The 3,531-nt window shown below is 61.9% G+C and carries 2 protein-coding genes and 1 tRNA gene; 2 read left to right on the top strand and 1 reads right to left on the bottom strand.

Annotation, left to right across the window (positions count from 1 at the left end; genetic code table 11):
• Together VIH17_07525 and VIH17_07520 are read left to right on the top strand one after the other, a co-directional pair.
• On the top strand, positions 1-2,461 hold a 2,461-nt coding region (locus VIH17_07525; protein ID HEY4683085.1), incomplete at its 5' end, for a protein kinase.
• Between the two features lie 157 nt (positions 2,462-2,618).
• Positions 2,619-3,179, top strand: coding sequence for a hypothetical protein (locus VIH17_07520; protein ID HEY4683084.1), 561 nt, complete (start codon positions 2,619-2,621; stop codon positions 3,177-3,179).
• A gap of 47 nt (positions 3,180-3,226) precedes the next feature.
• Here VIH17_07520 and VIH17_07515 read toward each other — a convergent pair.
• Positions 3,227-3,300: transfer RNA gene (locus VIH17_07515), tRNA-Gln, on the bottom strand.
• Positions 3,301-3,531 lie beyond the last annotated feature (231 nt).

Raw genomic sequence — 3,531 nt, 5'->3', positions numbered from 1 at the left:
CCAACTGCTCGCTTCGTTAAACCACCCCAACATCGCCGCCATTTACGGCCTGGAGGAGTCTGACGGCGTTCGCTGCCTCGTGCTTGAGCTGGTCCCCGGGGAGACGCTGGCCGAGCGGCTCGGGCGGGGTGCGTTGCCGCTGGAGGAAGCGCTGCCGATTGCGAAGCAGGTCGCCGAAGCGCTGGAATATGCGCATGAGCACGGCATCATCCATCGCGACCTCAAGCCCGGCAACATCAAGGTCACACCCAAAGGCACTGTGAAGGTGCTGGACTTTGGCTTGGCGAAGGCGTTCGAAGACGAAGGAGAAGAGGGAGATCCTTCCGCTTCGCCCACGCTCGGCGTGGCCGCGACGCGCGCTGGTGTGATCTTAGGCACGGCTGCGTACATGTCGCCTGAACAGGCTAAGGGTCGGCCGATGGACAAGCGGGCTGACATTTGGGCCTTCGGCTGCGTGCTGTATGAGACGCTGACGGGCCGGCAGGTCTTCGGCGGCGATACCATCGCTGACTCCCTGGCCTCGATCCTGAAAAGCGAGCCGGATTGGACGTCTCTGCCTGAGAGTACGCCGCCGAACATTCGCGTGTTGTTGCGTCGCTGCCTCGAAAAGGATAGGAATCGGCGCCTGCACGATATTGCCGACGCGCGCATCGAGATTGAAGAAACCCTCAGCGGTCGAGCAGCGCCAGCCGTTAGGGTCTCGGCAGCAAGGTTTCCAGCGTTGCCTCTATGGCGTCGTGCGCTGCCCTGGGGGCTGGCGAGCCTCTTTGCGCTGGCTACGATCTTTGCCTACTGGCAATGGCAGCGTGCCGCGGGACGCTCAGGGGCCCAGGCGCGGCGCTTCAGCGTAGTCACCAACTTCAGCGGCGTGGAAGTGCAGCCTTCCCTATCGCCCGATGGTCGCTCGGTGGTGTTTGTCTCCGACCGCGACGGCCAATTCGACATCTGGATGGGCCTGGTGGTCGGGGGAAATCTGGTGCGGATCACGAACGATGCGAATCTTGAGGCGCGACCACGGTGGTCGCCCGACGGCACGAAGATTGCCTACGGGCGACTCAACGAAGACGGGCTGTGGGACATCTGGGTGGTGCCGGCGTTGGGCGGCACGCCGCGCAAGCTCCTGGCCAACGCAACCGACCCCGCGTGGTCTCCCGACGGCCGTTCGCTCGCCTATGCTAACCTCAGCACGAACACCATCTGGGTCTGCGACGCCACAGGGGGTAATCCTCGCCAAGCGACCCAGCCGGAGCAGCATTTCGTCATTCATCGCCAGCCGGCGTATTCCCTCGACGCCCGGCAACTTGCCTTCGTGCGCCGCAGGGGAGCAGGTGGCCCGTATGGCGAGCTGGCCGCGGTGGAGCTTGCCAGCGGCAAGGTTCGCCATCTGACCGAGGACGGCGCGCTCGTGCTCTCGCCGGCTTGGGCGCCGGACGGTGAATCCATCTATTTCGCTTCCAGCCGCGGCGGTGCGACGAATATTTGGAAAATCCCCGCGCGCGGCGGCTCGCTCGAGCAGGTCACCGCCGGACAGGGTGACGACGTTGACCCGGACGTGTCGGCGGATGGCAAACGGGTCGTATTTTCGACCTACCGAATGAATATCAACCTGGAAGAACTCGCGCTGGACTCGAAAGACGGTCGCAGGCCGAAGTGGCTAACGAGCGATTCGGCACGCCAAGAGGTGGCCCCGGCCTATTCCCCCGATGGGAAGCGCATCGCGTATTTTACGGCCCGACAAGGCGCCGAGGCCCCATACATCTGGGTGATGAATGCCGACGGATCGGACGCGGTGCAGGTCGTGGGCGATGAGCGTGGAATTAGCGTCTTTCCGCGGTGGGTGCCGGATGGCCAGAGCCTGGTTTACATTGCTCGCCGCGGGATAATGGGAATAGCAGAGGTGTGGCGAATTGCGCCCGATGGCAGTTCGGCAGAAAAGCTACGCCTCACGGTCTTTGGGGACACCTTCTACGACGTGGGGCCGGGTGGCCGAGTGGTGTTCACCGCCGCTGATGAACAGATTCATATATTCGACCCCACCAGCAACCAAGATCAAACGCTAGAGGGCATACACGGCAGGCTCCCGCGGTGGTCGCCTGATGGGCGCGCCTTCGCGTACATCGTTCCTGCACGGCGGCAAGGCGATGCGGAAGCCGGGCTGTGGATCTACGAATTCGGCAAGCCGCCGCGCCAGGTCTTCCGCGGCTGGGTAAGCTGGTGTGCCTGGGCCAGTCCGGACGAGCTTTTCCTCGCTGCCGGCAAACCCGACTTGAACGCAGCCTTGTTGCGCGTGCGGCGCGATGGCACGCCGCCGACGCGGGTACTCTCGGTTCGGATGCTCGACATCTACTGGGCACTGTTTCCGCAATTGCGCTTTGACGTTCATCCGGATGGCAAGCGCATCGCCGTTGAGGCCTTGGAGCTCCGCGAAGCCGGCATCGGCATGATCGAATTCCTTCCTTAGGGTCTGCCACGTCTAGGGGAGGTGTGTTGATTGGCTCAGAGGTGGGGCAGATAGTTGCTAGCACTGGGTCAGTGGCTATTTCCTTGGGCATTTCAATCGGCTCAGATGTTTGGACGACGCCTGGTCTTATGAAGTCTACTCAAAGGAGGAGGAAGAGATGGTATCCGTGACAGCACTATGGCTTCCCATCCTGCTTTCCGCGGTGGTGGTGTTCATCGCCAGCTCGATTATCCACATGGTGTTGCCCTATCACCGAAGTGACTACAAAAGGCTGCCCAACGAGGAAAAACTGCTTGAGGCCATGCGCAGCGCGGGCGTGTTCCCTGGCCACTACATGTTTCCGCATGTCACCAGCCACAAGGAACTGAAATCGGCGGAGATGATCGAGAAGTACAAGAAGGGACCGGTCGGTTTGGTCACGGTGCTTCCTAGCAGGCCGCCGGCGATGGGAAAGTATCTGCTGAAGTGGTTTATTTTTTGCTTGGCGATGGGCGTCTTCGTGGCCTACCTTGCCGGACGCACCCTGCATGTCGGTACCGAGTACCTGGCGGTTTTTCGAATAGCAGGCACCGTGGCTTTTCTGGGCTACTCTGCGGGTCAGGCCCTCGATTCGATCTGGAAGGGTCAGGCCTGGAGCACGACGATCAAGCATATGTTCGACGGACTGGTGTACGGGCTTTTAACCGCCGGCGTCTTCGGGTGGCTCTGGCCTCGGTGAGTGGAGAACCGATGGGGAACGGGGTACATTGTCCACTCAGCGTAGATTGGCTGGGAGGCCAGGATTCGAACCTGGATAATCAGATCCAGAGTCTGATGTCCTACCGTTGAACGACCTCCCAACGGACGGCCCACCGTTCACGGCGAGCGTTCATCCCGAAGCTTCGGGACGAGCCGCGAGGGGCAACAAGAAGCCGCCCGGACGGGCGGCCCATCGTCTTACTGTAAAGGCTGGCGGCCGAATTTTCAAGGTCGGGTGAGGGGGAATGGGAGTGGTGGTGAGCCGTCAGCGCTGCCTAGCGTGCGGAGGGCGCAGGCGTTGCATTGAGGTTGTTCAGTTCGATGGCCACGCC

It is taken from the genome of Candidatus Acidiferrales bacterium, assembly GCA_036514995.1.
Taxonomy (GTDB): Bacteria; Acidobacteriota; Terriglobia; order Acidiferrales; family DATBWB01; genus DATBWB01.
The sequence above is the reverse complement of the archived record's forward strand: the minus strand, read 5'-3'. Positions and strand labels throughout refer to the sequence as shown.

Bases quoted from the DNA above. Each gene is read 5' to 3' on its own strand.
- VIH17_07520 (HEY4683084.1), top strand. From the start codon at position 2,619: ATGGTATCCGTGACAGCACTATGGCTTCCCATCCTGCTTTCCGCGGTG.